This window comes from Gilliamella sp. A7 (assembly GCF_002142015.1).
GTDB classification, from domain to species: Bacteria; Pseudomonadota; Gammaproteobacteria; order Enterobacterales; family Orbaceae; genus Gilliamella; species Gilliamella apis_A.
On sequence record NZ_NASN01000106.1, the window covers coordinates 1 to 1,221 of the forward strand.

Here is a 1,221-nt window from a genome sequence, read left to right on the forward strand (position 1 = left end):
AAAATCATTAAGTTAAGGTAGATACACATCTTGTCATATGATCAAATGGTTTCGCCAAAAATCAATAATCAGACAACAAAATGTGCGAACTCGATATTTTACACGACTCTCTTTACCAATTCTGCCCCGAATTACACTTAAAACGACTCAACAGCTTAACGTTGGCTTGCCACGCCTTACTTGACTGTAAAACTCTCACTCTTACCGAACTTGGCCGTAACCTGCCAACCAAAGCGAGAACAAAACATAACATCAAACGAATCGACCGATTGTTAGGTAATCGTCACCTCCACAAAGAGCGACTCGCTGTATACCGTTGGCATGCTAGCTTTATCTGTTCGGGCAATACGATGCCCATTGTACTTGTTGACTGGTCTGATATTCGTGAGCAAAAACGACTTATGGTATTGCGAGCTTCAGTCGCACTACACGGTCGTTCTGTTACTCTTTATGAGAAAGCGTTCCCGCTTTCAGAGCAATGTTCAAAGAAAGCTCATGACCAATTTCTAGCCGACCTTGCGAGCATTCTACCGAGTAACACCACACCGCTCATTGTCAGTGATGCTGGCTTTAAAGTGCCATGGTATAAATCCGTTGAGAAGCTGGGTTGGTACTGGTTAAGTCGAGTAAGAGGAAAAGTACAATATGCAGACCTAGGAGCGGAAAACTGGAAACCTATCAGCAACTTACATGATATGTCATCTAGTCACTCAAAGACTTTAGGCTATAAGAGGCTGACTAAAAGCAATCCAATCTCATGCCAAATTCTATTGTATAAATCTCGCTCTAAAGGCCGAAAAAATCAGCGCTCGACACGGACTCATTGTCACCACCCGTCACCTAAAATCTACTCAGCGTCGGCAAAGGAGCCATGGATTCTAGCAACTAACTTACCTGTTGAAATTCGAACACCCAAACAACTTGTTAATATCTATTCGAAGCGAATGCAGATTGAAGAAACCTTCCGAGACTTGAAAAGTCCTGCCTACGGACTAGGCCTACGCCATAGCCGAACGAGCAGCTCAGAGCGTTTTGATATCATGCTGCTAATCGCCCTGATGCTTCAACTAACATGTTGGCTTGCGGGCGTTCATGCTCAGAAACAAGGTTGGGACAAGCACTTCCAGGCTAACACAGTCAGAAATCGAAACGTACTCTCAACAGTTCGCTTAGGCATGGAAGTTTTGCGGCATTCTGGCTACACAATAACAAGGGAAGACT

The 1,221-nt window shown here is 44.0% G+C and carries 1 protein-coding gene; it reads left to right on the forward strand.

Going from position 1 to position 1,221, the window contains the following annotated elements; translation table 11 throughout:
* Positions 1-80: 80 nt before the first annotated feature.
* The coding region (locus B6D18_RS12340; protein WP_001449585.1) for an IS4-like element ISVsa5 family transposase at positions 81-1,221 on the forward strand (1,141 nt) is incomplete at its 3' end.